Source organism: Lacibacter sp. MH-610, assembly GCF_045780045.1.
GTDB lineage: Bacteria > Bacteroidota > Bacteroidia > Chitinophagales > Chitinophagaceae > Lacibacter.
In genome coordinates, this window is the sequence record NZ_CP116002.1 from 2,333,733 (window position 1) to 2,359,967 (window position 26,235).

General features: G+C 40.1%; 40 protein-coding genes. 16 read left to right on the forward strand and 24 right to left on the reverse strand.

Annotated elements, in window-relative coordinates; all coding sequences use genetic code 11:
* The 23 genes from PDL71_RS10705 to PDL71_RS10815 all read right to left on the reverse strand — a co-directional run bounded on the left by PDL71_RS10705 (position 1) and on the right by PDL71_RS10815 (position 13,970).
* Positions 1 to 582 (reverse strand): hypothetical protein, encoded by a 582-nt coding sequence (locus tag PDL71_RS10705; protein ID WP_407520805.1) that lies wholly within the window; start codon positions 580 to 582, stop codon positions 1 to 3.
* On the reverse strand, positions 563 to 775 hold the full coding sequence (locus PDL71_RS10710) for a hypothetical protein (RefSeq protein ID WP_407520807.1): 213 nt from the start codon (positions 773 to 775) through the stop codon (positions 563 to 565). Before PDL71_RS10710 ends, PDL71_RS10705 begins: the two co-directional genes overlap by 20 nt.
* A gap of 14 nt (positions 776 to 789) precedes the next feature.
* Positions 790 to 1,449, reverse strand: coding sequence for a hypothetical protein (locus PDL71_RS10715; protein ID WP_407520809.1), 660 nt, complete (start codon positions 1,447 to 1,449; stop codon positions 790 to 792).
* A gap of 1 nt (position 1,450) precedes the next feature.
* Positions 1,451 to 1,687 carry a hypothetical protein gene (locus PDL71_RS10720; protein ID WP_407520811.1) on the reverse strand — a complete coding sequence of 79 codons (237 nt, stop codon included), beginning with the start codon at positions 1,685 to 1,687 and terminating at the stop codon, positions 1,451 to 1,453.
* 73 nt (positions 1,688 to 1,760) lie between these two features.
* Complete coding sequence (locus PDL71_RS10725) at positions 1,761 to 2,360, reverse strand: hypothetical protein (RefSeq protein ID WP_407520813.1); 600 nt, start codon at positions 2,358 to 2,360, stop codon at positions 1,761 to 1,763.
* Between the two features lie 28 nt (positions 2,361 to 2,388).
* Positions 2,389 to 2,793: an N-acetylmuramoyl-L-alanine amidase gene (locus tag PDL71_RS10730; protein WP_407520815.1), complete on the reverse strand. Its 405-nt coding sequence runs from the start codon at positions 2,791 to 2,793 to the stop codon at positions 2,389 to 2,391.
* Positions 2,794 to 2,803: 10 nt separating this feature from the next.
* Positions 2,804 to 3,778, reverse strand: a complete 975-nt coding sequence (locus PDL71_RS10735) for a peptidoglycan-binding protein (protein WP_407520817.1) — start codon at positions 3,776 to 3,778, stop codon at positions 2,804 to 2,806.
* Positions 3,779 to 3,781: 3 nt separating this feature from the next.
* A complete protein-coding gene (locus PDL71_RS10740; protein ID WP_407520819.1) occupies positions 3,782 to 4,486 on the reverse strand; it encodes a hypothetical protein in 705 nt (234 codons plus the stop codon).
* Positions 4,487 to 4,529: 43 nt separating this feature from the next.
* Entirely contained in the window at positions 4,530 to 4,712 is a 183-nt protein-coding gene (locus PDL71_RS10745; protein WP_407520821.1) for a hypothetical protein, read from the reverse strand.
* Between the two features lie 5 nt (positions 4,713 to 4,717).
* Complete coding sequence (locus PDL71_RS10750) at positions 4,718 to 5,518, reverse strand: hypothetical protein (protein ID WP_407520823.1); 801 nt, start codon at positions 5,516 to 5,518, stop codon at positions 4,718 to 4,720.
* Positions 5,509 to 5,838 carry a hypothetical protein gene (locus PDL71_RS10755; RefSeq protein ID WP_407520825.1) on the reverse strand — a complete coding sequence of 110 codons (330 nt, stop codon included), beginning with the start codon at positions 5,836 to 5,838 and terminating at the stop codon, positions 5,509 to 5,511. Before PDL71_RS10755 ends, PDL71_RS10750 begins: the two co-directional genes overlap by 10 nt.
* Positions 5,835 to 6,383, reverse strand: coding sequence for a hypothetical protein (locus tag PDL71_RS10760; RefSeq protein ID WP_407520827.1), 549 nt, complete (start codon positions 6,381 to 6,383; stop codon positions 5,835 to 5,837). Before PDL71_RS10760 ends, PDL71_RS10755 begins: the two co-directional genes overlap by 4 nt.
* Positions 6,380 to 6,751 carry a hypothetical protein gene (locus PDL71_RS10765; protein ID WP_407520829.1) on the reverse strand — a complete coding sequence of 124 codons (372 nt, stop codon included), beginning with the start codon at positions 6,749 to 6,751 and terminating at the stop codon, positions 6,380 to 6,382. The genes PDL71_RS10760 and PDL71_RS10765 overlap by 4 nt, the downstream gene beginning before the upstream one ends.
* 143 nt (positions 6,752 to 6,894) lie before the next feature.
* On the reverse strand, positions 6,895 to 7,614 hold the full coding sequence (locus PDL71_RS10770) for a hypothetical protein (RefSeq protein WP_407520831.1): 720 nt from the start codon (positions 7,612 to 7,614) through the stop codon (positions 6,895 to 6,897).
* A gap of 102 nt (positions 7,615 to 7,716) precedes the next feature.
* Positions 7,717 to 8,304: a hypothetical protein gene (locus PDL71_RS10775; RefSeq protein WP_407520833.1), complete on the reverse strand. Its 588-nt coding sequence runs from the start codon at positions 8,302 to 8,304 to the stop codon at positions 7,717 to 7,719.
* Between the two features lie 33 nt (positions 8,305 to 8,337).
* Positions 8,338 to 10,194 carry a hypothetical protein gene (locus tag PDL71_RS10780; RefSeq protein ID WP_407520835.1) on the reverse strand — a complete coding sequence of 619 codons (1,857 nt, stop codon included), beginning with the start codon at positions 10,192 to 10,194 and terminating at the stop codon, positions 8,338 to 8,340.
* A 3-nt stretch (positions 10,195 to 10,197) separates the two neighbouring features.
* Positions 10,198 to 10,680: a hypothetical protein gene (locus PDL71_RS10785; protein ID WP_407520837.1), complete on the reverse strand. Its 483-nt coding sequence runs from the start codon at positions 10,678 to 10,680 to the stop codon at positions 10,198 to 10,200.
* On the reverse strand, positions 10,680 to 10,865 hold the full coding sequence (locus tag PDL71_RS10790; protein WP_407520839.1) for a hypothetical protein: 186 nt from the start codon (positions 10,863 to 10,865) through the stop codon (positions 10,680 to 10,682). The genes PDL71_RS10785 and PDL71_RS10790 overlap by 1 nt, the downstream gene beginning before the upstream one ends.
* A 10-nt stretch (positions 10,866 to 10,875) precedes the next feature.
* Positions 10,876 to 11,136 carry a hypothetical protein gene (locus PDL71_RS10795; protein WP_407520840.1) on the reverse strand — a complete coding sequence of 87 codons (261 nt, stop codon included), beginning with the start codon at positions 11,134 to 11,136 and terminating at the stop codon, positions 10,876 to 10,878.
* 3 nt (positions 11,137 to 11,139) lie between these two features.
* Complete coding sequence (locus tag PDL71_RS10800; protein WP_407520842.1) at positions 11,140 to 11,700, reverse strand: hypothetical protein; 561 nt, start codon at positions 11,698 to 11,700, stop codon at positions 11,140 to 11,142.
* A 239-nt stretch (positions 11,701 to 11,939) separates the two neighbouring features.
* Positions 11,940 to 12,662: a hypothetical protein gene (locus PDL71_RS10805; protein ID WP_407520844.1), complete on the reverse strand. Its 723-nt coding sequence runs from the start codon at positions 12,660 to 12,662 to the stop codon at positions 11,940 to 11,942.
* 14 nt (positions 12,663 to 12,676) lie between these two features.
* A complete protein-coding gene (locus PDL71_RS10810; protein ID WP_407520846.1) occupies positions 12,677 to 12,886 on the reverse strand; it encodes a hypothetical protein in 210 nt (69 codons plus the stop codon).
* Positions 12,887 to 12,938: 52 nt separating this feature from the next.
* Entirely contained in the window at positions 12,939 to 13,970 is a 1,032-nt protein-coding gene (locus tag PDL71_RS10815; RefSeq protein ID WP_407520848.1) for a helix-turn-helix domain-containing protein, read from the reverse strand.
* A gap of 269 nt (positions 13,971 to 14,239) precedes the next feature.
* On the opposite strand from PDL71_RS10815, the gene PDL71_RS10820 reads away from it, so the two are divergent.
* The 16 genes from PDL71_RS10820 (at position 14,240) to PDL71_RS10895 (ending at position 25,338) form a co-directional block, all read left to right on the forward strand.
* Positions 14,240 to 15,001 (forward strand): helix-turn-helix domain-containing protein, encoded by a 762-nt coding sequence (locus PDL71_RS10820; RefSeq protein ID WP_407520850.1) that lies wholly within the window; start codon positions 14,240 to 14,242, stop codon positions 14,999 to 15,001.
* Positions 15,002 to 15,146: 145 nt separating this feature from the next.
* Positions 15,147 to 15,602, forward strand: coding sequence for a peptide-methionine (R)-S-oxide reductase MsrB (gene msrB / locus PDL71_RS10825; RefSeq protein WP_407520852.1), 456 nt, complete (start codon positions 15,147 to 15,149; stop codon positions 15,600 to 15,602).
* An 80-nt stretch (positions 15,603 to 15,682) separates the two neighbouring features.
* Complete coding sequence (gene msrA, locus PDL71_RS10830; RefSeq protein WP_407520854.1) at positions 15,683 to 16,108, forward strand: peptide-methionine (S)-S-oxide reductase MsrA; 426 nt, start codon at positions 15,683 to 15,685, stop codon at positions 16,106 to 16,108.
* A 42-nt stretch (positions 16,109 to 16,150) separates the two neighbouring features.
* Positions 16,151 to 16,609: a peptide-methionine (S)-S-oxide reductase MsrA gene (gene msrA / locus PDL71_RS10835; protein WP_407520856.1), complete on the forward strand. Its 459-nt coding sequence runs from the start codon at positions 16,151 to 16,153 to the stop codon at positions 16,607 to 16,609.
* A gap of 12 nt (positions 16,610 to 16,621) precedes the next feature.
* Complete coding sequence (msrA, locus tag PDL71_RS10840) at positions 16,622 to 17,164, forward strand: peptide-methionine (S)-S-oxide reductase MsrA (protein WP_407520858.1); 543 nt, start codon at positions 16,622 to 16,624, stop codon at positions 17,162 to 17,164.
* Between the two features lie 91 nt (positions 17,165 to 17,255).
* On the forward strand, positions 17,256 to 17,756 hold the full coding sequence (locus PDL71_RS10845) for a peroxiredoxin family protein (RefSeq protein WP_407520860.1): 501 nt from the start codon (positions 17,256 to 17,258) through the stop codon (positions 17,754 to 17,756).
* 7 nt (positions 17,757 to 17,763) lie between these two features.
* The gene (locus PDL71_RS10850) at positions 17,764 to 18,843 is read left to right on the forward strand and encodes a bifunctional methionine sulfoxide reductase B/A protein (protein WP_407520862.1); all 1,080 of its coding nucleotides are present in this window, start codon (positions 17,764 to 17,766) and stop codon (positions 18,841 to 18,843) included.
* Between the two features lie 40 nt (positions 18,844 to 18,883).
* A complete protein-coding gene (locus tag PDL71_RS10855) occupies positions 18,884 to 19,756 on the forward strand; it encodes a transglutaminase family protein (RefSeq protein ID WP_407520864.1) in 873 nt (290 codons plus the stop codon).
* Positions 19,757 to 19,851: 95 nt separating this feature from the next.
* Positions 19,852 to 20,142, forward strand: a complete 291-nt coding sequence (locus tag PDL71_RS10860) for a GNAT family N-acetyltransferase (protein WP_407520866.1) — start codon at positions 19,852 to 19,854, stop codon at positions 20,140 to 20,142.
* On the forward strand, positions 20,132 to 21,682 hold the full coding sequence (locus PDL71_RS10865) for a protein adenylyltransferase SelO (RefSeq protein ID WP_407520868.1): 1,551 nt from the start codon (positions 20,132 to 20,134) through the stop codon (positions 21,680 to 21,682). The genes PDL71_RS10860 and PDL71_RS10865 overlap by 11 nt, the downstream gene beginning before the upstream one ends.
* Before the next feature lie 68 nt (positions 21,683 to 21,750).
* Positions 21,751 to 22,125 (forward strand): SnoaL-like domain-containing protein, encoded by a 375-nt coding sequence (locus PDL71_RS10870; protein WP_407520870.1) that lies wholly within the window; start codon positions 21,751 to 21,753, stop codon positions 22,123 to 22,125.
* Positions 22,126 to 22,139: 14 nt separating this feature from the next.
* Positions 22,140 to 22,607: a Dps family protein gene (locus PDL71_RS10875; protein WP_407520872.1), complete on the forward strand. Its 468-nt coding sequence runs from the start codon at positions 22,140 to 22,142 to the stop codon at positions 22,605 to 22,607.
* Between the two features lie 7 nt (positions 22,608 to 22,614).
* Positions 22,615 to 22,950: a bacillithiol system redox-active protein YtxJ gene (ytxJ, locus tag PDL71_RS10880; protein WP_407520874.1), complete on the forward strand. Its 336-nt coding sequence runs from the start codon at positions 22,615 to 22,617 to the stop codon at positions 22,948 to 22,950.
* A gap of 70 nt (positions 22,951 to 23,020) precedes the next feature.
* Entirely contained in the window at positions 23,021 to 23,761 is a 741-nt protein-coding gene (locus PDL71_RS10885; RefSeq protein ID WP_407520876.1) for a ZIP family metal transporter, read from the forward strand.
* Between the two features lie 65 nt (positions 23,762 to 23,826).
* Positions 23,827 to 24,159, forward strand: a complete 333-nt coding sequence (locus PDL71_RS10890; RefSeq protein ID WP_407520878.1) for a DM13 domain-containing protein — start codon at positions 23,827 to 23,829, stop codon at positions 24,157 to 24,159.
* 48 nt (positions 24,160 to 24,207) lie between these two features.
* Entirely contained in the window at positions 24,208 to 25,338 is a 1,131-nt protein-coding gene (locus PDL71_RS10895; protein ID WP_407520880.1) for a Rieske 2Fe-2S domain-containing protein, read from the forward strand.
* Positions 25,339 to 25,492: 154 nt separating this feature from the next.
* Here the strand turns inward: PDL71_RS10895 and PDL71_RS10900 are convergent, their stop codons facing one another.
* Positions 25,493 to 26,224 carry a hypothetical protein gene (locus PDL71_RS10900; protein ID WP_407520882.1) on the reverse strand — a complete coding sequence of 244 codons (732 nt, stop codon included), beginning with the start codon at positions 26,222 to 26,224 and terminating at the stop codon, positions 25,493 to 25,495.
* Between the last annotated feature and the right edge of the window lie 11 nt (positions 26,225 to 26,235).

Genomic DNA, 26,235 nt, shown 5'->3' on the forward strand with positions numbered 1-26,235 from the left:
TTATTCCCTGATAATACCGATACCGGAGTAGTCCAGCATGTAGCGATTTTCCCAAACATTATCATAGTTTTCATTTCCGTCAGCCCACTCATACACAATAATATCATTGGCTCTTGTAACACGCTGGATTGCCCAAACTGGCGCATCAATGGCAGAGCCGATGGCAGCATATCCGTAATAAACCACATTAGGTGTGGATTCATCTATGCGGACAGGCTGCTTAATACCCCCACCTCCGCCGGTATTCATAATTCCTTTCAGGTCGTTCAGCGCACCAAGGATACCGTTCAAAATACCTATTTCGGTGTCCTGTTTTATTTCAGTTGCCCCACCTGCCACATTGCTTAACAGCATGGCGTTAATAGCATCTCTTAACTGGCCTGCATCAGCCAGACCTGCCGGAGTTGTTACATCAGCGAACCTGACATAAATGTTTTTCAATGCCCCTTCACCAATGTCCAGCCGTATCACATCATTACGGATGGTTTCAATAGTCTTAATTTGAATTTTGCTTACCAGGATTACACTGCCTCCGTTTACAATTTTCAGTGAAGGCCCGTTGTTATATATTTCTATTGGCATCTGAATTATTTTTATTGTCCGAACTGTTCTTTTTTATAGCCTCTGCTATACCTTCTCCAAGAAGGGAACCGATAAAACCGCCCACCATCACATAGGCCACTGAGTCTTTATCCGCTTCCTTTGCATAGAGGTAGGATAAAAGGGATGTAACAAATGTGGCAGTAGCTACAATTGTCTTTTCTTTCGCAGCCATGTAAACATTTTGGATTAGTGAATAAGTTGGGAGGCAGCAAACCCGGATATAATAAGCAGCCCCAGGTTTTTTAATTTGCTGCCGAGCCGTTGTCGTTTATATTTTTTCTTGTAGAATTTTGCCTGTTGCTCCAGCAGTTTCTGCTGTTCGATGCTCTGCTCAAATGATTTGTTCAGTTGCTGGTACAGCGAATCTTTCAGCAGGATAACAGAATCTTTTTGCAGAAGCTGCTCATGCAGATTGTCTGTGATTGCGGTTTGTATGCTGTCCTGTAGATTTGTTTCGGTAATTAGTTCTTCAACCCTGTTTTGCAGCGAATCACACCCGGTAATAAAGCTGGCTGTATCAAGCACCTCTTTATAAACTCTCTGCCTGTCAATTAAATCATATACCTGTGTTTGCAACTCAATGTTTTTTCTTTTGGTTTTATCCAATGCGTTTTTTGTTTTTTTAAGGGATTCGTTCAGGGCTTGTGTACGCTGCTGGACAGAATCTATCTTTTGCAGGTACTTTGCTTCTGTATCCTGTGCTTTCTTTTCCAGTTCTGAAGCCTTGCTGTCAGCAATCTTAACCGGAGGATAAACATCGGGGCAGTTTCGGTGAAAGAACTGGCAAAAGGAAAAGCCGATAACGGCACCAATTAAAAGGGTAAGTATTGTTTTTAAGTTTTTCATATCAGATTGTAGGATTGTTATTGTCAATATTTGATTTGCGTTCAATAGAGTAACCAAAGCAACCGGCACCAATCAGGCTTGCAAAAGAGTAAAACATAAATTCAGGAACAGCTTTATTGAAAAACTGCTGTGCTATCCAGCTTGCTATCAGTGCCAGGAGAAGCAATGCGATTGCCAGTTCCCTTAAACTGTAGCAGCCGTTTTTATCTTTAAATAATTCTGCTATAAACTTTCTCATTACGGGTCTTTTACAAGCTGATAAGTAGCGAAGCCCAGGGCTGTGGCAATACCCAGCCCCACCAGGTCAAACATTAATTTTTTTTTGCTTCACGGACTAAAGCCCTCTCATCAATCAGTGTGTAGGTAAAATCATTACCATAAAGCTGTTTATGGCGCTGCGCCAACTGCATCATCAGGTTGAAGTCATTGATATTGGCAAACACCTGGCAACCGGCGGAATGCTTCTCCACAAACTTTGTTGTACCGTTAATGGATGCCCGGTGAATATTGATACCGAATATGCCGGTCTGTTCTTTGCCATTATTAAAGTCAAGTATAGCATCACGGTCATAATCCCGGATTACAGTCAAAGGCCTTTTCTGCGTAAGGGCTAAGTATTTGCCCCGGTGCATACCGATACCGTGTGAGCCGATATACTGTCCCTGCTTCAATATAGCCGTACCCTGGGGGTTCATCAGGTTACGCAGCCAGAACGTGCCAGGGTCAGTTGTTGCCGGGCAGCGGTGGTGCTGCCAGTCACCGGATGAGTTTTTATAAAAGATATTGAGGGTGTCGTCAAAACTATTAGGCACGGTGCTGTTGGCACGAATGCCCACAATATTGAGTTCAAAAGGGCGGCTGTAAATTTTATAGCCTCTTTCAGTCATGGTTTTTAATATAGATTGTAACATAGGGTTGGATTTAAAATGGATTAATTGGTTAACTGGCTTTGGAAAGGTTAAGGTCTGGCTCATAATTTTTTATCCATTCCTTCACACTGAAGCCAGGTGAGATGGAACCCGGTTCCAGTTCATCATGCCCCACAATAGCAGCACCTGGATATTTAATGGAGAGTGCCACAATTTTATTAAAGAGGGCTTCTTCCTGGTTGGGTGTTTTGGTGTCGCCAAGTGTACCGGTTTTATTTCTGCCGCCTGCATAGGCGATATGGATGGCTTCATTATCCACCTTCTCCACATTCTTTATGATAGCGGTATCGCCATGTACTTTTTTTATTTCGCCGGTTCTTTCCACCACATAATGATAGTGGCCATAGAACTGGGAAACCTTTGGGTCAAATGTTGCGGTACTGTGTACAACGATGTAGCGGATATGTCTTTTCATAAATTGAGTTTTATAGTTGTGTTACTGATTTTGTTTGCACTAAAAAATGCTTGCCGTTGTTTTCAAAGAGAGTGTAGTCAAGCCGTTTGGTTACTTCATTGCCGAGTACCATTTTAGCGGGAACTTTTATTGCCTGGTTAGCATTCACCCAAACAGTTGCGGGTTCAATGGTTACGATACTCACCCCGTCAAATCCGTCTAAACTCCATTTCTTGCCATCAAACTGCAGCCCCATCCGCAGGAACTCAAAACGGATAGTCTGCTTCTGGTCTTCTTTGCTGAATGTATTGAGCAGTGCATTAACAAGTGTCTGCCGAACTCCGCCGCCAATACGGTAGTTTTTAAATTCACCGCTTACTTCTTTATAATCATCTTTTGATTTAAGCCGCTTGAGTAACTGAATGGTCTGGTTAAAATCTTTTTTGGTTGCTGCTGCAATAAATTGTTGAGCGAGACTGCCGCTTCCATTTCCACTGCTTATTTTCTGTCCCTGCATCAGTACATTGTAGGTGCTCTGTTCAATCGTTGCAGGAAGTTTCAGTTTCTTTAGTGCAGCGGACATTTCTGGTCCAAAATCACCGTCAGCGCCATAGCGGGGCAATATTTGTTTACCATGTTTTGCAATCAATACTTCCTGTAATGCCCTTACCTTTTCACCCTTGCTTCCCCGCTTGAGTGGAAAACCGTCCTTGCTCACCGGTGGTACTTCCAGGAAAGGGTTATCATAAATTACTTGCGGCTTTGGTCTTGGTTTAATTTTGGGTTTTATCGCCGGGGTATAAGCAGGTGTATCAACATAAACCGGTTTAATATCCTCCGGTTCTTTCTTTTTGAATGATACATCGGGCTCATCGCTGTTCTTCCCTTTTTTCTTTTTGTAATACTGCCAGCCAAAATAACCCAGGATACCTGCTGCTCCCACCGCCAGGGTCGTAATCACAATCCGCTTCCTTTTCTGCTTTTTATTGTGTTGATTCGTTTTCATAGTTTACATCTTCGGTTTTTTGGTAAGGATGCCCATCATATCAGCATACTCAAACACAGTGAGTTCATCTTTTAAGTCGGCCATCAGGTCATCATTATACTCCTTTTTGTATGCTGCCGCCACTTGTGCAAATGCCGACTGTGTAGGTATTTCCTGGAACACTGCTTTTATTGCATCTTCATCCGTTCCATACGGCAAAAATCCCCAGGTGTTCTCATTAAACGCCGACCTTAACCTTTTTGCCCAGGATAGTATCTGTTCACTGGTCAGTTTGGGCTGCTGCAATGTTTTTCCTCTTTCCGGTTTTACCGAAAGGATAGCCAGCATCTCATTGTACTCAGCGGATGTCAGTTCATCCTGCATGTCCTTCATCAGACTTCTTGCATACAGTTTTTGATAGGAATTAATAACTTTTCTGAAATACTCCTTGCTTGGTATTGCCCTTAACACTTTGCGAATAGCTTCTTCGTCAGTTCCCCAGCCAAACCACATATCATTGTCAAAAGCCATTTTCAGTTGTTTGGCATAAGTCGCTTCATTACCTTCCTCATAAGTTTTCTTTTCTTCCGAATAGGACTTAGCCCGGCGTACCAGCTTTCTGCCAATAAAGAAACTCCCACCCAGCACAATCACGCCGAGTATGCCATACTTGATTTTTTCCTCAAGGGTAAATTCGTCCTGTTGGTGGATGGGAGTTTCCTGGTTCATAGGATATTGGATTTCTTATTCCCCCTTTAGGGGGTTAGGGGGCTTAAACGCCGAGATACTTTTTTGCCAAAGCTGTTTTTATCGGGTCATTCATAATGGTATGTGCCAGCTTAGTCAATTCTTTCTGACTGAGTTTTGAAGCCAATGTTATGAGTGCTGTCATCTTTGCATCGGCCTCTGCTTCTGTTTTGGCTTCAATGGAAATGTCGTACTGATATTTTTTCATAGTTATTAAGTTTTTGCGTTAAGTAAATCCGCCACAGGCTCCACCTGTGACGGGTCGACCATCAGTTGATTGAGTATGCCAATCACCGCAACCATTTGTGGTTCATCAAAGCAGTTCTGTAGTTGCTTTAAGGTGGCAATGTATTGCTGTTCTTCTTCTGTTACTGCTGCGGTATCAGTTTTCTTTTGAAAACTGACTTCACCTTGTGGTTGCGGAGTATCTAATTGTTTTTGTTCCTTATTACCGATACCTGATAAACCTAAACCGCTTAACACATCAGCATTCTTTTCAGCCAACCTGCCCAGCACGGCAGAACCGAGTTCTACCAGGTCAATATTTTTTAATTTGTGCTTATCGTTAGCAGACAACTCCAATTTTTCTTCCAGTTCATCAATATATTCTTCCGCTTCTTCCAGCTTTTGTTTGGTCTCCGTCAGTTCCTCCTGCATCCGTTTCACTTCATGTTCTTTATCCCTTGCAGTCAGTTTTTCCTGGATGATGTTTTCTATATCACCGAGGCCGTTCAATCCTTTGTCCTGTTTATGCTGTTTTACATAAAAACAATACTGGTCATTGCGTGGTGATAGGTTAGAGTTATAAATAACAATTCGGATTTTTTCCGTATCATCATTCATGTAATACTCATAGTTTTCAAAATCTTTCGGGTCTTCCGTTTTGGGAACAACTTTCAGGCTGTCCACAAAAACTTCGTAAGGTTTGGCATGTCCTTTTGCTGTCATGTCTTCCAGGTAATGCCGCAGCTTATCAATTTTCAGTTGGTCGTAATTATCGTGTGTTATGGGCATGGTTTGTTTTCGTTTGGTATTACCTGAATAAATCTTGCATGTTGGGTAATGACGGTATAGTTTCTTATCCGTATCTCTCCCCGGTGTTCATAATGCAGTTCATTTACATTTTCGGTTGTAACATCAAATACGCCGCTATCACTTCTTACAGCAATGCTCTCTGATGGTTCAATCAGGATAAACAACTGGCTTCCGGCATGTATTTTCAGCTTTGCTTTTGAAGACAATACAAAATGCCTGAACTGGATGCTGTAATCATCCCCGTAACCAAGCTCCCTCATCCGCCTTGCTATATATTCCAGTGCCAGGTTAATTGTCATTGCTGCTGATTTGTCTTTCTTTCAATCCAGATATAGAGCATTATTTTATAGCTGACATCCATATAAAAATATTCACCAATGGCATCTTTATATTGCCCGTTGATAAAAGCACAGCCACAAATGTTCAAAGGGTCTTCTTCCCGTTTTGCTCCGTGTGTCCAGTGAGTGAAATAATCAAAGCTGTTGCCATCTGGTTGCTCATCCAGTTTTCTTAAGGGGGTTCTTTCTTCTGAAACTACCGGTGGAGGAACAATTTTCATTTCACCAGCACTGATATTAATGTCCCTTTCAAACACCTCCTTTGAATAAAATACATCTGGTTTTCCGTTTGCCCGAAGTTTAACCACACCCATCAGGTTATTTCTTCGCATCAGCATTGATTGCTCGGATGCCGGTATAACATAACCCGGTACATTCAGCAGGTACAAGCCTGTTTCAATACCAATGATTCTATGCGTATCCCTGGGCAGTTTTACCTGGAAGAAGTTTTGCTGACCTCTCTTGCTGATACTTATTGGTTGTATGATAACCTGCTCCTTCATCATTGCAACACACATTCTACATACAGTGAAACACGGTAAGGAGTAAACAGGGCACGGCTATCATTGCTGTCTTTGTATTCTACTTTGATAGCACCGTTGCCTGCTGGCTGATTGCCTAAATCATAGTAGCGGTTGTTGGGTGAAACATTGATACCGGACAAAAGCAACTTGCTCTCATAGTTCTCAGGGAAAATCTCCTCTTTGTTGATTTCTACCTTTTGTGAACCCCTGTAGTACAGCAAATCATCTTTATCAGATGTAAACAATATGCCTTTTACGGCTGTAATGTTTTTATCCAGTTCAAATGTTTTGCTGAATGTTTTACCAGCTTCGGTTACAGCAATGTCAAATCGTTTCTTTACAGTTTGCATAGGGTACGGATTAGTACGGATTATTCAGATTCCTTTTTTAAAAATCAGCTACTACCGGCGGAGAGTTATTACCCATCCCTCTCCGCCGTTTTAACTTTCAGCTTTCGCCTCAAGTTAGTAGTAACTGAAACTCTTAATTACTTTTACGGAGTGGTAATCGTTCCGTGCATGGCCGCATAGATATAGGTGTTCTGCGGTATGCCCTCCATTGTGCCGAGTTCCACTGTCATTTCAATCAGCACATCATCGTGGATGAGGCGTGGATTGGCCAGTTTGTAATAACCCAGCGGTACATTGCGGTTGCTGCCTGTTTTAAAAACAGCATTGCTGGTTTCCGGTACAATTTGTTTCTTGTTGCTTTTCAGGTTGAACTCACCATTTGCAATGGCAGGAAATTCTTCCAGCCCTTTGTAATTAGTGGCAATCACTTTGTCTTTGCTTGCATCGGCAGATGTACCGGCCAGCAGGATAATGCCGCTTGCCAGGAATGCCTGGTTCTTGGGCAATTTGGAATTGCTGATATTACGCAAACCGATTTCTTTATCATCCTGCGTTTCAAACAGCTTGATTGTTTTGGAAGTAACCGGCTTGATGGAATAGATTATACTATCCGCTAAACGCAGGTCGCCTTTTACCAATGCTTCTTTGATATGCACCGGCAGTTCGCCGAAGAATTTTTCCATTTCCGCCCTTGAGCCTTTGCTGGGCGAGCCGGTGTTGGATAATTTGGAAACCATACGCAAACGCTGCACAGGGTTCATCTTACGCAATGCGCCGAGCAGTTCGCCGTCATCTACACCTTCCAGTCCGAGTAATGCGCCCTGGTTATTGTATTCTTCAATACCTTCTAAGAGTCCTAACATAAAATTTGAGTTTACCCCCTAACCCCTGAAGGGGAGTTAGGCGTGATTATTAAATAATTGTTTGTTTAAGTGTTTTTGTTTTACCCCTCTTTAGGGGCGGGGTTAATACAACCTTTCTTCCCACTGGTCATCTTCCTCCATTTCAGGAAGTGCTGCGCCTGTCATTTGCTGAAACTGCATACCGCTTTCTATAAGCTGGTTCTCTATGCTCTCCAAAGCATTCAATCCACCACTCAGGTCATTGTTGTAATTGAAGTATTGCAGTTCACCTATACCGTTGGTTGCTGCTGCGGCTGATTTTTGTTTGATGATTTTGTCTAAGTAGAGCTTTTCAGAAAAGTTTTCTTTGTAAGCCATCAGCCTTTCTTTTACGCCATCCAAACCTTCCAGGCCATTAACGGCTTTGCTTTTCTGAAAACCATTGGCTGCCATCATTCCTATGCCCAGCAAGGTGAGCAAACGGTTTTGCGTGTAGTGACCGGTTCCGGTTGTTACCAAACCAATGGCCAGTGATGGCCTTCCGATAGCAGAGCCTATCAGCCCGCCGCCGAGTACGGCTACCAGTAAATCCTTGCCGGTTTCCAGTACCGTGTTTTTTACATTGCCTTTGGTAGGCAATTCTTCATTCATGCCTTTCAGGAAATTTTTCTTCCGGGCATTTTTCTTGTATGAGTTTTTCGCTTTAGCCATATTGAATTTTGTTTTAAAAGTGTACGGATTGAATCAGAGCAGGGCTACTGATTTTTTCTTTTGTTGTTTGGATTTATTTCGTTTGTGGTTCTTTCGTTTTTTGTAATTGGGTGCGCCTGATAAACCACCACCTTGTGGTGAGGATTTGTTTTGTGTTTTACCGCCTTTCATCATGGCATAGCCAATCCCGATAATGGTTAAGCCTCCCACACCAATAGCAACCGGCTTCAGCCATTTCTTATTCTTTTCCCAAAAACCAGGATTGTCATTGTTGTTGCCAGGATTATCCGTGTTTTGGTTTGTTGTTACATTAGCCTCAGATGTATTGACAGGGACTGTTTCTGATTTAGTCTCCACCATTTGTTGCTCAGTGTTAAACTTTACAACTTCAGTATTACCGGATTCGGACCCTGGTGTTGCTGTTTTCACAATTACTCCCGGAGTTTCTGAATTTTCTTTTACTGTAACCGTTGGTACTATTCCCGGTGTGGCAGTGGTTGGAACTGGCACTGGATTTTCTTTATCTGCCTGTTCATTTTTTGTTTCGTCAAAATCTTCAGATCCTTTTGTTTTCTTCTGAAAAATATTGCCCACATCTTTCAGCATGGCAACAATACCTGCTATCACACCCGCTGCCGCCGCTATGGTGCTCATGGTAATGGGTTCACCGAGTTCACCAAATCCTTCCATGCCATTTACATTTTCATTATAGTAAATCTCAGTACCTAACAGTTCGCTTATGGGTGTGTAAGCATTCATGTATTCCACACCTTCCAGTTCAATCATGCCAAATCCATCCAGCCCATTCACTGCTTTGTCTTTGTTGCCCTTTCCACCGAGGATGGCTTTCTTTAGATTTTTCGGATTGCCGCCTGCACCGAAAAATATCTTTTCTAATTTCTGTCTTGCTGCAATCAGCTTTTGAAATTTTACCGGGTCAATACTTTTTGCCGATGCCTGCTGTGGTGAAAGGTAACTCCAGCGAAGACGGCCTGCTGCATTGCGGATATTCAGTTTCATGCTGGCAAGAATGCCATTACGCAGCAGCACCGTAGCAGGGTTAGCCTTATTCACCACATTCAGCATCTTGCCCAGGAACTTTTTCTTCTTGGGTTTTGGATTTCCGGCAGTTACGGGAGTTGGAGTTTCCACAGGATTGAGGTTGCTCCCTTTGGTAAGCAGCGCCGCTTTCTTTTTCATAAACGGCATTGACTTTTTAACCGGTACTGGTGATTTGGCTTTCAATGGTGAGGGCTTTTTACCACCACCCATTTTACGCTGGATAAGTTTGCCCAGCTCGGCCATGCCATCACCGGCACCATTTATTTCAAAACCATCATCAAAGCCACTGAGATATTGTAAATCCATAGGATAATCTTTTTTTTCACTAAATGGTACTTCATAATTAAAGCGGTCAGTCACACAATCAATGGTGATATAACCATTTTGAAAAGGCACGATGGGGTAGATGTGCTGAAAGTAGTCACGGTGATATTTGGTAATACGCAACGTATGGGCTATGCCGAGATTGGAAAGGATACTGGATATGAAAACCGAGTAACAGTCACAATCTACCCCACTAAAACGGTCGTGCCAGGCTCTTGCCGGGTTTCTTATTTGCTCATAACCCGGTGCATCTTTTTTGTAGTTAATGTGTTCATATACGAAGTGCCAGATATTTTTACAGGTTTCATAGGTATTGTTTGTTTTTAGTTGTTCAGCTAATGATTTGGTTTGATAAAGTGTTTCGTTCACCACTCTCGGTATAAAATCAACCGTATGATAGACATTCGCATTTTTGCGGATGGTGGAATTGCTGCCCTCTGCTATGGGAAACAGGTGGTCATATTCCTTTCCGCTTTTGATATGTCTTTTTTTAGTTGCTTCCACACTTTACTTTTTAATAGTTACTTCATTATTGCTCTCATAAGGAAGTTCTGTCCATCCCAGGTTTACCGTTGTCATCACTTTGATGGTCAGCTTCACCGGCTTTTTGTTCTGCAGGTTTTTCAATACATCACTTGCCACGGAAAAGAAACTGCTGACCGGTATTGTTACCAGTAGTTTACTGATAACCACTTCACCATAAGGGGGAATTTTTATATCCTTGTTCACTGCCTGGCTGCTGCCTACCGTTGTACCATTGCTGATAAGTTTAACAAAGGGGAACTTTATAGAGAAAGTCCCCTTTGTCGGGTTTTTCAACAGGACATCAACACGGACAACGATGGCGTTCCAGGTTAGCTGGTACAGGTTAGCAGTAGGAATGATTTCCAGTTCAGCCTGTGTTTTCTTTAGCTTCTTTACATAGCCATACACAGCTACTACACCTGCGCCTACGAGTGTGCCGGTTAATATTTTTGCAGCAGCACTCATTACTTGCTCTTTCTTTTTCTTTCTAAATAATCAGCGGTAAGTTTAAATCCCAGCCAGATGGCTCCGCCAATTCCAGCTTTTAAGGCATAGTCCAATAGCCCTACAAAGTCAAGGTTGGCTAAGAACACTATCCCCGTGAGCAGTATGCTGCTGGATGTGGTTTCGCTTGTTGTTTTAGTTTCCATAGGAAATATTTTAAACTGCTTGTTTTAATTCTTTTAGTGGTACTACAAGTGCAATTTTTTGTGGTACGCCAAGTGCTGTGAATATGCCCGTTACCTGTTCTATGGTAAAGAACATTTTTGTTTTGTTACTGTAAGCAGGGGCTTTGCTATCAATCCACCGCTTCATGGTTTTGGTACTTACACAGTAAATAGCTGCTAAATCCTTCATGCGGTAGGGACGGATTATCAAATGGCCCTGCTCATCGTAATATGGTTTTGGGGTACGGGTCATTGCTTAGTTGTTGCACAGTTGCTGAATAGCTACTACCTGGAACAGGTTCAAAAGTCCCGGCGTTTGCTTGTCTATAAAATATTTTCTCCAGTATTGATAATTCTGAATCGTTGGTTCTTCGCTGAACTCCAGCACGGCTTCAGCCATTGCTTTCAATTCGTTTTTGTAATTGGGCAATGATTCCCTTACAGATTTGATTTCATCATACCAGGCTTTTGTACCGGCAAAACCGTTTTCGTTTGTGCGGTCAAGCCATACGGATGGCAGGGGAACATAGCGGCTGCTGTTCTTACTGATATAATACCGGGTAAGCAGTACCCGCTGGCAGAAAATGGAAAATGCTTTTTCAGGATGCTTTGCCAGCCGCAGGTATTCTTCAATTTTTTCTTTGGCAGTATCAATTTCCTTTTGAGAGAATTGGGTACAGTTCCAGAGGCTGCTGTAAGCAAAATTCCATGCTGTGTTTACGAGTGGAGCTAATTCGGTTTGTGTGTCTTTCAGCCCTTTTACAACCCTCATCGTGGGTCTTGTTGTTCTTTCTTTTCGTAGTGCCTGTTGTCTCATCTTTTTTATTTTTTAGTTTGTTAATTCCGATTGACAACACAAACATACTATGGGGCAAAGGGGTCACTTTCCACTTTGAGCAAGTTTCAGCAAGTTGTTGAAAGAAGTTGTAAGTATTTGTAAGTTTCGGATGATTTTGTCCGATTCTGTCTAATGAAAGTTTTGCGTGGAACGGGTATAAAAAAAAGCCGCTTTGTAAAAGCGGTGATTAATTACTTCAAAGATTAAACTATGTTGCTTTACGAACTCATTACCTGTAAATCCTGAAATGTAACAATACCTGATTTATAATTTTCAACGAAATAGTATCTGCCGGTATCATTTTTTACGCAGCCAGATAATTCTTTTATTAATGGATACTTTGTAGGCTTGGTAGCAGTAGCAATAATAAAATCATAACTACTTAATTCTTCACTTTTGCGAGGGTCAATAGTAGAAGGCCAGGGAATATCTAAAACACCATTACTCTTTAAACAAGGCTTTTCTTTACCAATCCTAAAAAGTTTCTCATCAAATGCTTTATTCAATGAATTATTCCAAAGTGCAACAAGATTTCTTTTAACTTTTGCCCCATTATGTTTTGGGTTTATCAAGATGCCTAATACACTCCACACATCATCGCCTGCTACGAATTTCTTTTTCATTCCTTCGGCTTCTGATAATTTTTCCGCTTCGTTAATTAGTTGTTTATTACTTTGTATTTGGGATAAAAAAGGTACTACGAAAGCTGTACCCGACTTTCGTTTGCAAGCATTTGAAAATACCATTGTATAAATCTGGCTCTTTTCTGAAAACCTGCCATACCTGATTGGTATTCTGACCTGAATTTTATTAGTAATTGACAACGAATTTGCTCTCCAATTTTTGCGTATATCATCACCTGGTTTATCCAAATAGTCTTGCCACAGCAATGAACCAATAATAAGTACACCGCCTTTTAAGTCAATTTCTTTTTTTGTCATAACTCAAAATTATTTTAATATTCCACTGCTTTCCCTGGCAGTCCCAACCTGTCAAAGATAATTGCTACTTGTTTGGCATTATACAACCTGCCTACCTTTTCACCTATTGCCTCATTATGCCTGACAATCCAGCTTTTCATAGTACGATTGGTTATGCCATAAATGTTTGCCAGTTCTGTCAGGCTGTAGGGCTTTACTTCAATTGTGTTTTCTGTAATACTCATCGTGGTTCGTTTTGTCTGTTAATAAATCCGGGTCAGTAGTTTATTTCCTTTCTTAGCCGTAGTAAGCTAAATAATCTTCATGTTCAATAGCAAGTACCGTACACAATTGTATTACGCCCAACTTTGTTTTACTCATAAAATCAGCCAGTAGCCTTTGCATCAGTTGCGGATTTTCTTTGGGTACGTCTAATTGTTGCGGTTCCCTTCTTCTTATTTTCTGGTCGTTAAACTGTTGCACCAGGTATCTTTTTTGATTCGTGGTAAGCAACCCTAAATCATCAGCCCGGTATAATAATGCAATCATGCTCACTTTCCATTTGCGTTTCAGTTCGCCTAAGAGCGAAAGGGTAACACCGTCTTTAAAGTCTTTCAGAATATCCTTTGCAGGCATTAAGAACTCAGCAGCAAACAGGTTGGCTTCATGGCTTATATCCCGGTCATGCGGCACGGTACAAAAGGTGTGCATGATTAAATGCCCCAATTCAAAAGCCAGTGAAAACCGCTGCCTGTCACCCAGCAGGTTTTTGTTGAGGAAGATGATAGGGTAATTATCATCTGTAAGCATACTGCGGCTGTCCACCCTGTCTGTTCCAAAATCAAAACTGCTGATGATGATTCCTTTTTCTTCCAATATTTTACTAAGGTTCTCAACGGCACCGGCAGGTATATTCCATTTCTTTCTTACCAGAGCCGCTATTTTCTCCGGGGTATTGGTTTCATCCACTTTATACAAAGGCAGTTCAGGAACTAATTGCTCCATAGCACGGGTTACCGTTTGCACATGGCGGCGGATGATGTTCATTTGTGCTTCAATGGGTGTTATAAGTTTGGCGGGTACATTTTTCCGCTTGCGGTAGCTCAGGTTCACCGGCATAATCTCGCCTTTTTGCAAAAAGAAATGCGGGGGATAGTTGGTGGCTTCTGAAAGTGCTGCCAATACTTCCTCATCAACAGCAGTATCGCCATGCTCCAGCCTGGAGATATTGGCCTTGTAACTGTTCAGCTTCTCAGCCAGCACCGATTGGCTGAAGCCTCTGGCTTCCCTGGCTAATAAAATCATGTTTGGATTAATCGTCTGTATCATAGTTCCTTTCTTTTGTTGGGCGACAAACATAAAAATAAATTCTGCATTTTTTTAAAATAAATCTCAAAATGTGAATAAGTTTAGCTAAAAATAGTAGTCTTACGATTGAGAAATAATTAAGGAGCGATTGAGGATTATTTAGGGATGGATTAAGACTGCTTACGGAGGTGTTGTATTAAATTAAGCCATATTTTCGTGTGTAAATGCGATATATAGAGAATCAAAATCAAATACTGTTTATTGGGTCCATTGTACCCGAAAGGGCTTATATGTTTAGGGAAGAATTAAAGACCAGCCTCAGCGTAATCTGGAATACAAAGAAAAATGCAGATTTTGTTATAGATAATCAAAAGATAAGCCTGGGCAAAAATTGTATCTTATTCCTTACCGAATTTCATAAGGTAAAAGAATACAACTTTGATGAACTAAACATTATACAATTTAACCGGGATTTTTATTGTATTGAACAAAACGATAACGACTTAGGTTGTAAAGGTCTTCTGTTTTTTGGAGCATCCTCTATACCCAAAATCATCATACCGCAAAAGAAAATTGAACATTTTTCTATGCTATGGCAAATACTGATGATGGAAATGGAAGAAAATGACAGTTACAAAATGGAAATGCTTGGCGCCCTTTTAAAAAGGTTTCTTATTCTGTGTGCACGGATTTACCGGCAAAAAAATTTCAATATAAGACAAGATGATGCAGGTATAGCTATAATCAGGGAATATAGCTATCTTGTTGAGCAACATTATAAAAAGTACACAAAGGTTTCTGATTACGCCAGGCTGTTGTTTAAATCCCCTAAAACCATCTCAAACATTTTTGCAAAATATATTGATAAAACGCCACTTCAGATAATTAATGACAGAAGGCTTATTGAAGCAAAAAGGCAATTGCTTTATACAGATGAGCCTGTAAGCACTATTGCAGACGACCTTGGGTTTACCGATATACAGGCGTTTAGTAATTTCTTTAAGAAAAGCACAAAACAAAGCCCACTCAAATTCCGCTCCAAACGCAAATGAGTTTCTGCTGCCTTGTAAAATTAAGTGAGCCTTCAATTAAGTAGTGTTTACCCGGCGTCAGGAATAATTTACAAATAACCGTGACCTATGTGCTATCATTCCGTAGCTGCTGTAAAATATCTTTGCAAACAAAAAAGGAGATATTATGCTTAACTGGAATGATGTACTCAACTTTAGCTCTAAAGCTAACCCTGTACCAGATAAAAGGGTGGAAAAAACAGAAGAAGAATGGAAGGAACTTCTAACCCCAGGGCAATTCCGTATTACCCGTAAACACGGCACAGAACCCAGCTTTTCAGGAGAGTATTGCGAAAGTCACTCCCCCGGAAAGTATCACTGTGTATGTTGCGATACCCTGCTGTTTGATAGTGGTGAAAAGTTTGATTCGGGTACCGGCTGGCCCAGCTTTACACAGCCTGCAAAAGAAAATGCTATTAAATACATCAAAGATAAATCATGGGGCATGACACGGATTGAAGTGCAGTGTAATGTATGTGATTCACATCTTGGGCATGTGTTTCCTGATGGCCCTGCGCCAAGTGGCCTGCGGTATTGTATTAACTCACTCTCTTTAGATAAGGAAGTTACCGGTAAGGAATAATTTACAAATAGTAGTGTGCTATGAATTACCCGTTGAGCACTACGGTAAACGAACTTTACACAATAAAAAAAATTGAATAATTGAAAACGGAGTTTGCAACTTTTGGCAAAGGGTGTTACAGTGAGGTTAAAGAATACTTTATTCAAATTCCAGGTGTTATTAAAGTAATAACTGGTTTTGCCGGGGGCATTTGGATTAATCCGGATTATGATGATGTCTGCAGTGGAAGGTCCGGGCATGCAGAGGTGGTAAACGTAGAGTTTGACCCGGAGGTTATATCTTTTGCAACGTTGGTAGATATGTTTTTAAGAGAGTATGGTACTACAGATAGCAGCAATAACTGGAATCCAAAATCACCAACCCGGTCAATTATTTTATTCAGAAACGAACAACAAGAACTGGTGGTAAGAAATAAGGTTAAAGAAAAAATGGAACAGGCAGGTATTGATATTACTACAGAGGTCACTGCATTAGATACCTTTTACAAAGCAGAAGATTATCATTAGTGCTATTGACAGTGGCCCGTTAATTAAAAAACAAAAAAAGAAATGAATACACAATTAGCAACATTTGGTGGAGGATGTTTCTGGGGAGTTGAAAATTATTTTCAAGCTATCCCCGGGGTGATAGATGCTGTGTCTGGTTATGCAGGCGGCACATCTGTAAATCCTACTTACCATGATGTATGCGGAGGAAAAACCGGGCATGCAGAAGTGGTGAATGTAGAGTTTAATGCAGAGAAAATTTCATATAGAGAACTGGTAGAGCTTTTCTTAAAAAAATATGGGACAACTGGAAATGACAATAAAATCTATCCCAAATCCCAGTACCGCTCAATTATTTTATATAGAAACGATGAACAGTATGATGCAGTGAAAGATGTTTACAGCAAAATAAAAGAACAAAAAAACAAAACAATTACAACTGAGGTTGAACCTTTAGAAACATTTTATAAAGCAGAAGAATACCATCAGGATTATTACGGTAACTGCAGAGTACAAGAATAAAAATTTAAAACAATGAAAAATATTGAAATGGCTACATTTGGCGGCGGGTGTTTTTGGTGCGTTGAAGCTGTTTTACAGCGTTTGGAAGGCGTAGAGAAAGTAGTTTCTGGCTATTCCGGCGGCAGTATGCCTAATCCCGATTATCGCTCAGTATGCAATGGCAATACTGGCCATGCAGAAGTAGTACAGGTAAGTTTTGATAAGGACGTAATCAGTTACGAAGACCTGGTTATAGTTTTTATGAGCAGCCACGACCCCACATCCTTAAACAAACAAGGTGCTGATGCAGGTACACAATACCGTTCGGTTATTTATTACCACAACGATGAGCAAAAGCAAATTGCGGAAGCTGTAATAGACGGGTTTCAAACTCATCTTAATAAGAAAGTAGTAACGGAACTTAGCCCGTTAGATACTTTTTATGCGGCGGAAATGTATCACCAGGATTATTATAACCGAAACCCTTATACCGGGTATTGTTATGCGGTTATTAACCCTAAAGTAGCCAAATTAAAAAAGATGTTTCCGGAAAAATTAAAAGAACATGCACATTAAGCATAAAAAAATCTTTGCTGTGTTGCTTGCTCTTAGCTTTTTTGTTACTGAAGCATGTACACAAAAACAAAAAAAAATAAAAGGAGATACAATGACATCTACAAAAAATACTTACGGAATTGGTGGCGCCAAAGCGCCTGAATGGAATGTACCATTATGGGTAAATGGAGAAGGTGAAAAAATTAACCCCATAAAACTTTCAGATTATGACGGAAAGTTTAAAGTGGTGTATTGCTTTCAAAGCTGGTGCCCCGGCTGCCATAGCGTTGGTCTGCCATCGCTGCAACAAATGGTAAAAGCGCTTGAAGGAAATGACAAAATTGTATTCCTTGCTGTGCAAACTGTGTTTGAAGGCAAGGAGGCTAACACTTTTGAAAAAATGCTGGAAGTGCAGAAGAAATACAATCTGCATATCCCGTTCGGCCAGGATAATGGCGATGCAAGTACCCGTAACATTTCCAACATCATGTATAACTACCGTACAGGCGGTACGCCATGGTTCATTTTTATTGATGAGGAAAACAATGTGGTGTTTAATGATTTTCATTTAAACACTGAAAAGGCAATTGAGTATTTACAAACTATTAAATAAATTAATTGTGAAAAGAATAATATTGAAAAACCAGGTAGTTGCCGTTGTGCTGCTTGCCAGCACATTGGCCTCCTGTGGTCAAAACAATGCACAGCAACAAAGTAAGGCAGAAGAAGTAAAAAATATTTTCAGCTTTGCTAAAACAGATTCAGAATGGAAGAAGCAACTTTCGCCAGAGCAATATTATGTATTGAGGCAAAAAGGCACCGAGAGGCCATTTACGGGTAAGCTCCTTTTAAATAAAGAAAAGGGAGTGTATAAATGTGCCGCTTGTGGTAATGAACTTTTTACAGACGATATGAAGTTTAATAGCGAGTGTGGCTGGCCCAGTTTTGACAAAGAAATTGCCGGAGGTAAAATAATAAAGAAAGATGACAACAGCCTGGGTATGCATCGTACAGAGATAATGTGTGCAAAATGCGGCGGTCATTTGGGGCATTTGTTTGATGATGGCCCTACTGCCACGGGTCAGCGATACTGTGTTAATTCCCTCTCTCTTGAATTTGCACCGGTAAATAAAGCTGCCGGAACAGCAGCAGAAAAAGTGTCAAACATTGATACTGTCACCTTAGGAGGCGGTTGTTTTTGGTGTACAGAAGCTGTTTATGAAGAATTGAAAGGTGTTATTTCCGTTGAAAGCGGGTATAGCGGTGGCAAGGTTTCTAACCCATCCTATCATGATGTAAGCAGTGGAGAAACTGGCCATGCTGAAGTGGCTCAAATTGTTTATGACAATACAAAAGTATCATTAGAAGAAATACTGAAAGTTTTTTTTGCAACGCATAACCCTACTACTTTAAACAGGCAGGGAGCTGATGCAGGTACGCAATACAGAAGTGTTATTTTTTACCGTACACCAGAACAAAAAAAGGCGGCTGATGATATAGTATCTGCCCTGAACAAAGAAGTGTATGATGGCAAAATAGTTACAGTCGTAGAACCATTTGTTGCTTTCTATAAGGCCGAAGACTATCACCAGGACTATTATGCAAATAACAAAAACCAGGCTTATTGCCAGATGGTGATACAACCCAAGCTGGAAAAATTTGAAAAAGTGTTTAAAGATAAACTGAAAAAACACCAGTAAGGGCTTTAATAAAAAACTTAAAAAAGAAAGGAATAAATAAATGAAAAAGATAAATGAAGCTGAAGCAAAAGCAATGATTAGTTTGCTTGATGACCCAAGTGAAGCTATATATGAACAAGTGAAAGATAATTTGAAAAAAGCAGGTGCCGAAATTATGCCCCTGCTGCAAACAGCATACGATGAAAGTAACAATGACCTGCAGAAACATCGCCTTAAGGCTCTTATCAATAGCGTAAGGTTAAGAAAACTCAAAAAGGAAATAGATGGCTGGAAAAACTTGAAATCAGATGACCTGCTTGAGGGTATTTTAATAATAGCCAGGTATGCTTACCCAGGCCTGGATGTTGATGCTGTAAAACATTTTATCAGCAAGATGGAAAAAGAGGTGGCAGAAATGATAAAAAACAAATCCGGCGCCGAAGCAGTGGAAGCTATGAATGAAGTGATTTTGCATAAGTATGGCTTTTCGGGAAATACAGAAGACTATTCCGGGGTGCAAAACTCTTATATCAATAAGGTGATTGAAAATAAAATGGGCAACCCTATTATGTTGTGTGTTTTATATTTATTAGTGGCAAGGCGCCTCAATATTCCTTTAATAGGCATTAACTCGCCAAGGCATTTTGTGCTGGCGTTTATTAATGATAAGGAAGATGTTGCTGATATTACCGGCAACGAAATGGATAAAATTGGCTTTTTTGTTGACCCCTTTCACCAGGGTACCACCTATAGTGAAGCTGATTTTATAAAAATGCTGAAATCTGTGGAGTTCTATGACATTTATAAGAAAGCATTGCCTGCTTCAAACATCACCATAATAAAACGGGTATTAAATAATGTCATCTACGCAATTCACCAGGAAGGAAAAGAAAACAGGGCAAAAAACCTGTTGAGGATTGCAGAATCATTGTAACTATTTCAAGTAATGTTAATAGAGAAGCAGGTTAAAATAAATGCAAATTGCTGTTTAAAATATTGTATAATGAATTTTAGAAAAGGAGAAATAAAATGTTCCGCATTAATGAAAAAGAAAAAAAGTTTGAATGGACACAGGATGGTGTAACATCCTTTGTAAGTTATTACATTAAAAACAACAAATATGTACTCTGGCATAGTGAGGTGCCGATGAGTGAAAGAGGGAAGGGAATCGGCAGGAACTTAGTTACAAACACATTTAAATACCTGCAGGATAATAACCTGAAAGCAGGAATTTCGTGCAGCTATATTAATATGGTTGCAATGAGAAACCCTGAGTACAGGTCAATATTTATTCAGGAGGAAGAAAAAAATGAAGCTTAATATAAACGACACTTTCAGCAAGCAATTACCTGCCGACACAAATACAGATAATAAAGTACGGCAGGTAAATGATGCATGCTTTTCTTACGTAAAGCCTACAGCCTCATCCAGCCCTTCATTAATTCATGTGTCTGACGAAATGCTGGAAGAAGCTGGCATCACCAGGGAGAATGCGGCTTCTGAAGAATTTGTAAAAGTTTTTTCAGGCAATTCCATCTACCCAAATACACAGCCTTATGCTATGCGTTATGGCGGGCACCAGTTTGGTTCATGGGCAGGACAGTTGGGCGATGGCCGTGCAATTAATCTTTTTGAAGTTAACAATAACAACCAGCAATGGGCATTTCAAATAAAGGGCGCAGGCAAAACTCCCTATTCCCGTTCAGCTGATGGATTAGCAGTATTAAGGTCTTCTATCAGGGAGTACTTATGTAGCGAAGCCATGCACCATTTAGGGGTACCTACTACAAGGGCTCTCTCAATAATACTCTCAGGCGATGAAGTGTTAAGAGATGTTTTGTATAACGGAAATGCGGCTTACGAAAAAGGGGCAATAGTATGCAGGGTGGCTCCCAGCTTCATCCGTTTTGGAAATTTTCAAATATTAGCCGCACATAAAGAGTTAGAAAACCTGAAAAAATTAACGGATTATACCATAACGCAGTTCTTACCTCACTTGGGCTCACCAGGTAAAAAGACGTACCTGAAATTTCTAAAGGAAGTAGCAGAAAGAACAATGGATATGGTTTTAGATTGGGAGAGAGTAGGCTTTGTACATGGTGTGATGAATACAGATAATATGTCCGTGCTTGGTCTTACAATTGACTATGGTCCGTACGGTTGGTTGGAAGATTATGACCCCAACTGGACACCAAATACAACTGATGCTGGCCGTGGCCGTTACCGGTTTGGTAACCAGGGGCAAATAGCTTTATGGAATTTATACCAGTTTGCAAATGCTTTGGTGCCCCTGATAAATGATGTAGATGCAATGGAACAATTACTGTTAGCAGCCGAGGTGCGATATGAAGAAATGAGATTGAGTATGAAGCTGGCAAAACTTGGGTTAAGCGCTGGTATTGAAAAGGCAGAAAGCTTTATTCAGGAATTGGAAAGGCTGTTACATAAGAGTGAAATGGATATGACGTTGTTTTTCAGAAACCTTTCCTCTTACGATGGAATAGTTTCAGATGCATATATCAAATCCCTGGCAGTAATGAGCTACGCAGATGATTTTTCCAGGTTTGAAAAGGATTGGAAAAAATGGTTTACCATGTACTCCTTATATATTTCCAAAGAAGATAACAGTAACAGAAAAGAGATGATGAACAGTGTAAATCCGAAGTATGTATTGAGAAACTATATGGCACAGTTAGCAATTGATGCGGCTGACAACGGAGACTACAGTGTGGTGGATGAATTATTTCAATTACTGAAAAAGCCTTATGATGAGCAGCCCGAAAATGAAAAATGGTTTGCTAAAAGACCAGATTGGGCGAAACATAAAGTTGGTTGCTCTCAGTTAAGTTGCAGCTCGTAATTTTCTTTTACTGGTACAAGTATTATTAGGCTGATTCATATATCTTTAAACAATAAAAACAAAAAATCATGACACACGAAGAAATCAAGACTGCTGCAAACGGGCTTATCAGTATGGCCCACAATGGAAAAATACTGGAAGCTATTGACAAATATTCCGATGACAACATTGTAACTCAGGAAGGGGTAACCGGAAAGCCAAGTGAAGGTGGCAAAAAAAAGTTACTGGAAAACTATAAAATTTTTCTGGATAACATGACCGAGGTAAACACCTACAAAGGTAAACTTGTGTCTGTTGGCGAAAATGTGTCGGCCATAGAGTGGGAATTAGATTTTAAAAATAACCTGCCCGGTTGGGAAGTAATAAAGCTTACCGAAATAGCCGTACAGGAATGGAAAGATGGAAAGATTACAAGGGAAACTTTTTTCTATAACCCACAATAATTTTAAATATCGCTATGAATAAAATTGGATTAGACACAAAAAAAGCAGACGAAATAGCAGGCAGGCTAAATATTCTTTTAGCAAACTACCAGTTACTGTACACAAATACAAGAGGCTTTCACTGGAATGTAAAGGGAAAAGATTTTTTTGAACTTCATTTAAAGTTTGAAGAAATATATAACGACCTGCAGGTTAAAATAGATGAAGTTGCGGAACGTATTTTGACGCTTGGCAATGCCCCAAAGAACAGTTTTTCAGATTATCTGAAAATTGCTTCTATCAAGGAGGTGAGCAACGAAGCTAACGGGGCCGCAGGCTTACAATATATACTGGATGGCTTTATTATTATTTTGAAAATAGAAAGAGAACTGCTGCAGCTAAGCGGAGAAATTAATGACGAAGGCACCAATGCTTTAATGAGCGGATACATTACCGAACATGAAAAAAGTGTTTGGATGTTCAATTCCTATTTAAATAAATAATTGTAGTATGAAAGAATGGAAAGAAATAACATCTGAAAAAGATGTACAGGAGATTATTGCCGCCTCGGAAACCAGGCCGCAGGTAATTTTTAAGCATAGTGTTAGTTGCGGCATCAGTGCTTTTGCAAAAGAAAAACTGGAAGATGGCAGCCACCAGATAGTGGCCAAAGCAGATTTTAATTATCTGAACCTGTTACGGTACAGGAGCATTTCTAATTTAATTGCTTCTGCACTAAAAGTAACACACCAATCGCCCCAGGTAATTGTATTAAAAAATAAAGAAGTGGTTTACCACAGCTCTCATCATTCAATTGATGCGGATAAAATTGCAGAGAAATTGTAACTTCCCGGGAATATCTTTTTATATTTTTTATTGGGCAGTTAACATTTGCCTTGGAATAAACATTAATATCATGTCATTATCTGAAGTTGCCTTTTGGGGGTTCATCTCTGTTACCGGAATAATAATAGGGTCAGTAATCGGTATAAAACTAAACCTTCAGCACTCTGTTATTTCAAAAATTGTTGCCGTAGCTTCAGGTTTACTGGTGGCTACAGCAACAGTTGAGTTATTTCATAATGCAATCAAAAATATTAACCTGTACTATGGGTTAGTTGCTTTATTTACCGGTGCATTTGCATTTAGTTATGTAAATTCAATTATTGCTAACCTTGGCGCTAAAAACAGGAAACGATGTGGTGTATGTGTGGAACAACCAACAGAACAGGCGCAGCCGGGCAGTGGTCTTGCAATAATGGTAGGCACTGCTATGGATGCTATTCCCGAAGCGCTGGTGCTTGGCCTTTCCTTATGGTCTCAGGGAGTTGATTATGCCTTACTGCTTGCTATTGCATTGGGCAATTTGCCCGAAGCCATTTCAAGCTCTTCTGGCATGAAGGAAGCCGGCCGTAGTGAAAAATGGATTTATACAGTTTGGGGTTTAGTGTCAGTAGGTACTATTGTATTAACTGTTTTAGGATTTTTACTGGCCGAGCAATTATCGCACGAATTTATTGCAGTTTTAGAATTATTTGGTGCAGGAGCTTTAATTGCAATGGTTGCAGAAACGCTTATTCCTGAAGCAACACATGGTACTCCAAAATTCGCAGGAGTTCTTATTGCACTTGGTTTTATTATTTTGCTGTTATTTTAAATGGTGTAGTTGGTATTGAATATTGCAGGTTATCCACTTCATTCTAAACCTAAATACTTGCTAAATTGAAAATTATCGCAACTGCCAAAATTGATGGGCCTGAAGCTAAAGGCACCGCAGAATTAATTCGCAATAATAATAGCTTACTGTTAAGGTTTGCAAAAGGCTTCTGGGTGGAAACCGGCGCACCCGATGTAACGGTTGCCCTTAGCCCAAACCCATTAGGGAAGATTGATATTAAGAATACTGATATTGGAAGATATGAGTATTCTAAAGCTGTAAACGAGTTTACTGTGCCTCTTACTCTTGACCTTGCAAAAAATAATATTGTAGTAGTTTATTGTAAACAATACCAGGCCTATTTTGGGCATGGGGTGTTGTCTTTCACCGGAGATTAAGCAGCTATTTATAGCATCCGTATAATCATTCAATGGCAAACAACTATTATGGCTTTTCAAAAGGTATTAGAATTAAGTGAGCTGCCGGCCGGCACATCAAAAGTGGTAAAGTTGGGTAATAAAAAAGTTGCCCTGTTTAATTACAATGGTAAAATTACAGCACTTGGTAACGCCTGCCTTCATCGTGGCGGCCCATTGGGGCTGGGTTGTGTAGAAAAAAAAAACGATGGCTACTATGTAACATGCCCCTGGCATGGCTGGGAATATAATATTGAATCTGGGGCTGCTCCGCCGGGCTACCACGACCAACAATCTGTTTTTGAAGTAAAAGTAGAAGGCAATGATATTTTACTAAACGATAAAGAACTTGTTGCTGCTAAAAAAGCCAATCATGATTCTCCCTTACTGGAAGATTTGGTAAAGCTTAAGTATCAAACCACACCGGATTCATTGAACATATTGGGCATTTCTGCTACCAATATGAATAATGGATTGCCCCGTTATTCCACATCAGAAGCTGCTTTAGAAGATGTATTGGAATATGCAAAAGAGAAACATAATGCCGCTACAAAGACTTTGAAATTGAGAAATTTGAATTTCAGGCATTGCGAGGGCTACTATTCACAACATGCCCAGGCATGTAACTGGCCGTGCAGTATTACCGAGGCAGAACCTGCCGATGGAATGACACAAATTTATACCGACATGGTATTGTGGGCCGATATTGTATTGCTGGCTACACCTATCCGGTGGGGGCAGGCCTCCTCCCTATATTATAAAATGTGTGAACGGTTAAATACAGTACAAAATCAAATAACCATTAAAGATAAAATCCTTATTAAAAACAAAGTGGCCTCATTTATTATTACTGGCGGGCAGGATAATATTCAACAGGTGTCGGGTCAAATGATGAGCTTCTTTACAAGTCTCGGTTTTGTTATTCCGCCTTTTAGTTTTGTAGGATGGAGCCGTGGGTGGACGGCTGAGGATATGGACAAAAACGTATTACAGTTTAAAAAGAACGAATATGTAAAACGAAGCAGCCGGGAAATGCTGGATAACACCGTGGAATTATTAATGAATATTAAAAAGATGGATTACAAAAAAATTACCGCACCGTTGCCGCACAAAAAAGATTCATTTACCGGCGATATGGAAAACCCTGATATGAATCTATAATGTAATGAAGACGTAGAGAAACGGTGCATTGTCAAATTGTACACCCGATATAATTTAGAAACTACCGCTGCCGATGTATCCTTCCCTGATTTTTTAGCAACATTCCGTCACACTTATTTTACGCAAACGCCGTGATGGACGTTCGTTTCATTTGTCAAATTTGAATTTTAATTATGGTCTTATCGTCGGTTCTAATGCCTTGTTCAATTTCAAGTTGTTCGGCTAACAGTATTATATTTTCAACTGTATTTTCTAAAATGTAATTTGATAATTTAGGGTTTACAAACATTTCTAATCCATCTGAAAAAATGCAAATAGTGTCGTTACTTTCAATATCAAATTCACCACTTTCCATAAAAAAGTCAGCGTTTGCATTGCCATTTAATACTCCATATGCTAACGGATGATTGGGGTTGTTACATATCTCTGTTCTGATTGTTTTACTGTCAAATTTTTGGTTGGATTTTCGTAGCCGCTCTGTCTGCTTGTTATTGAAAATTTTCACATGGGTTTTTCTAAACAATAAGCCAAAGCAGTCGCCTACTGAAACCCACTCTGCCCTGCTTTTCTGAATACGGATTATTAGGGCAACTAAGCCAGGCTTAAAATAACCGGTATAGCCTTTGTTTATTTGTTCTATTTCCTTGTTAGCTTTTTGAAATAAAGTTTTGAGATTGCTTTTGCTGTCGTAGCGCAGCTTACAAAAATTAACAAAGGCTTCTGTCAATGCAACAGAAGGGCTTGGATTAGGATAAACACCATCTTCTCTGTCTCTTGAAACGCCATCAACTACAAGGAAAACATTTTCTCCAATATCAACCCAAATATTGTCTTCATTTGGTTTGTCAGGTAGTTTGTTCTTAACAGTGCTTGAAGTTACTCTCATTTGGTTGTTCT

Coding starts and splice junctions, on each gene's coding strand:
- PDL71_RS10745 (WP_407520821.1), bottom strand. CDS start 4,712: ATGAAAAAATATCAGTACGACATTTCCATTGAAGCCAAAACAGAAGCA.
- PDL71_RS10770 (WP_407520831.1), bottom strand. CDS start 7,614: ATGTTAGGACTCTTAGAAGGTATTGAAGAATACAATAACCAGGGCGCA.
- PDL71_RS10855 (WP_407520864.1), top strand. CDS start 18,884: ATGAAAAAGATAAATGAAGCTGAAGCAAAAGCAATGATTAGTTTGCTT.
- PDL71_RS10705 (WP_407520805.1), bottom strand. CDS start 582: ATGCCAATAGAAATATATAACAACGGGCCTTCACTGAAAATTGTAAAC.
- PDL71_RS10775 (WP_407520833.1), bottom strand. CDS start 8,304: ATGGCTAAAGCGAAAAACTCATACAAGAAAAATGCCCGGAAGAAAAAT.
- PDL71_RS10895 (WP_407520880.1), top strand. CDS start 24,208: ATGGCTTTTCAAAAGGTATTAGAATTAAGTGAGCTGCCGGCCGGCACA.
- PDL71_RS10805 (WP_407520844.1), bottom strand. CDS start 12,662: ATGACAAAAAAAGAAATTGACTTAAAAGGCGGTGTACTTATTATTGGT.
- PDL71_RS10820 (WP_407520850.1), top strand. CDS start 14,240: ATGTTTAGGGAAGAATTAAAGACCAGCCTCAGCGTAATCTGGAATACA.
- PDL71_RS10735 (WP_407520817.1), bottom strand. CDS start 3,778: ATGAAAACGAATCAACACAATAAAAAGCAGAAAAGGAAGCGGATTGTG.
- PDL71_RS10715 (WP_407520809.1), bottom strand. CDS start 1,449: ATGAAAAACTTAAAAACAATACTTACCCTTTTAATTGGTGCCGTTATC.
- PDL71_RS10725 (WP_407520813.1), bottom strand. CDS start 2,360: ATGTTACAATCTATATTAAAAACCATGACTGAAAGAGGCTATAAAATT.
- msrA (WP_407520856.1), top strand. CDS start 16,151: ATGAATACACAATTAGCAACATTTGGTGGAGGATGTTTCTGGGGAGTT.
- PDL71_RS10795 (WP_407520840.1), bottom strand. CDS start 11,136: ATGACCCGTACCCCAAAACCATATTACGATGAGCAGGGCCATTTGATA.
- PDL71_RS10900 (WP_407520882.1), bottom strand. CDS start 26,224: ATGAGAGTAACTTCAAGCACTGTTAAGAACAAACTACCTGACAAACCA.
- PDL71_RS10885 (WP_407520876.1), top strand. CDS start 23,021: ATGTCATTATCTGAAGTTGCCTTTTGGGGGTTCATCTCTGTTACCGGA.
- PDL71_RS10875 (WP_407520872.1), top strand. CDS start 22,140: ATGAATAAAATTGGATTAGACACAAAAAAAGCAGACGAAATAGCAGGC.
- PDL71_RS10790 (WP_407520839.1), bottom strand. CDS start 10,865: ATGGAAACTAAAACAACAAGCGAAACCACATCCAGCAGCATACTGCTC.
- PDL71_RS10785 (WP_407520837.1), bottom strand. CDS start 10,680: ATGAGTGCTGCTGCAAAAATATTAACCGGCACACTCGTAGGCGCAGGT.
- PDL71_RS10865 (WP_407520868.1), top strand. CDS start 20,132: ATGAAGCTTAATATAAACGACACTTTCAGCAAGCAATTACCTGCCGAC.
- PDL71_RS10755 (WP_407520825.1), bottom strand. CDS start 5,838: ATGACAATTAACCTGGCACTGGAATATATAGCAAGGCGGATGAGGGAG.
- PDL71_RS10800 (WP_407520842.1), bottom strand. CDS start 11,700: ATGAGACAACAGGCACTACGAAAAGAAAGAACAACAAGACCCACGATG.
- PDL71_RS10870 (WP_407520870.1), top strand. CDS start 21,751: ATGACACACGAAGAAATCAAGACTGCTGCAAACGGGCTTATCAGTATG.
- PDL71_RS10710 (WP_407520807.1), bottom strand. CDS start 775: ATGGCTGCGAAAGAAAAGACAATTGTAGCTACTGCCACATTTGTTACA.
- msrB (WP_407520852.1), top strand. CDS start 15,147: ATGCTTAACTGGAATGATGTACTCAACTTTAGCTCTAAAGCTAACCCT.
- PDL71_RS10760 (WP_407520827.1), bottom strand. CDS start 6,383: ATGATGAAGGAGCAGGTTATCATACAACCAATAAGTATCAGCAAGAGA.
- PDL71_RS10845 (WP_407520860.1), top strand. CDS start 17,256: ATGACATCTACAAAAAATACTTACGGAATTGGTGGCGCCAAAGCGCCT.
- PDL71_RS10730 (WP_407520815.1), bottom strand. CDS start 2,793: ATGAAAAGACATATCCGCTACATCGTTGTACACAGTACCGCAACATTT.
- PDL71_RS10740 (WP_407520819.1), bottom strand. CDS start 4,486: ATGAACCAGGAAACTCCCATCCACCAACAGGACGAATTTACCCTTGAG.
- PDL71_RS10765 (WP_407520829.1), bottom strand. CDS start 6,751: ATGCAAACTGTAAAGAAACGATTTGACATTGCTGTAACCGAAGCTGGT.
- PDL71_RS10860 (WP_407520866.1), top strand. CDS start 19,852: ATGTTCCGCATTAATGAAAAAGAAAAAAAGTTTGAATGGACACAGGAT.
- PDL71_RS10750 (WP_407520823.1), bottom strand. CDS start 5,518: ATGCCCATAACACACGATAATTACGACCAACTGAAAATTGATAAGCTG.
- PDL71_RS10810 (WP_407520846.1), bottom strand. CDS start 12,886: ATGAGTATTACAGAAAACACAATTGAAGTAAAGCCCTACAGCCTGACA.
- PDL71_RS10815 (WP_407520848.1), bottom strand. CDS start 13,970: ATGATACAGACGATTAATCCAAACATGATTTTATTAGCCAGGGAAGCC.
- PDL71_RS10720 (WP_407520811.1), bottom strand. CDS start 1,687: ATGAGAAAGTTTATAGCAGAATTATTTAAAGATAAAAACGGCTGCTAC.
- msrA (WP_407520858.1), top strand. CDS start 16,622: ATGAAAAATATTGAAATGGCTACATTTGGCGGCGGGTGTTTTTGGTGC.
- ytxJ (WP_407520874.1), top strand. CDS start 22,615: ATGAAAGAATGGAAAGAAATAACATCTGAAAAAGATGTACAGGAGATT.